Below are 708 nucleotides of genomic sequence, written 5' to 3'. Positions count from 1 at the left end.
GGCATCAACCAGCCGGTGCAGGACCGTACGACCGGCAAGGTCGAGGTGACCGCGCACAACCACGGGTTCGCGGTCGACGCCCCGCTCGACAAGGTTTCCGACACCCCTTATGGCCGTGCCGAGGTCTCCCACGTCTGCCTGAACGACAACGTGGTGGAGGGCCTCCAGCTCCTGGACCGGCCGGCCTTCAGTGTCCAGTACCACCCGGAAGCGGCTGCGGGCCCGCACGACGCCGCCTACCTGTTCGACCGCTTTGTTTCTCTGATGGAGGGCCAGCGTGCCTAAGCGCACCGATATCCAGTCCGTCCTGGTCATCGGCTCCGGCCCGATCGTCATCGGCCAGGCCGCCGAGTTCGACTACTCCGGTACCCAGGCGTGCCGGGTCCTGAAGGCCGAGGGCCTGCGGGTCGTCCTGGTGAATTCCAACCCGGCGACGATCATGACCGACCCGGAGATCGCCGACGCCACCTATGTCGAGCCGATCACTCCCGAGTTCGTCGAGAAGATCATCGCCAAGGAGCGGCCCGACGCGCTGCTGCCGACCCTGGGCGGCCAGACGGCGCTGAACACGGCGATCTCGCTGCACGGCAACGGTGTCCTGGAGAAGTACGGCGTCGAGCTGATCGGCGCCAACGTGGAGGCGATCAACAAGGGCGAGGACCGCGACCTGTTCAAGGACGTCGTCGAGGCCGTCCGCGGCAAGATCGG

Annotated in this window: 1 protein-coding gene and 1 pseudogene; both read left to right on the top strand. The window is 66.9% G+C overall.

Annotation, left to right across the window (positions count from 1 at the left end; translation table 11 throughout):
• On the top strand, positions 1 to 285 hold a 285-nt coding region (locus ACP4J0_RS38620; protein WP_426604137.1), incomplete at its 5' end, for a glutamine amidotransferase-related protein.
• A pseudogene (gene carB / locus ACP4J0_RS38615) lies at positions 278 to 708 on the top strand (carbamoyl-phosphate synthase large subunit); the annotation flags it as partial. The gene ACP4J0_RS38620 and the pseudogene carB, both read left to right, overlap by 8 nt.

The sequence above is a fragment of the Streptomyces sp. WG7 genome (genome assembly GCF_049975785.1).
Taxonomy (GTDB): domain Bacteria; phylum Actinomycetota; class Actinomycetes; order Streptomycetales; family Streptomycetaceae; genus Streptomyces.
The sequence above is the reverse complement of the archived record's forward strand: the minus strand, read 5'-3'. Positions and strand labels throughout refer to the sequence as shown.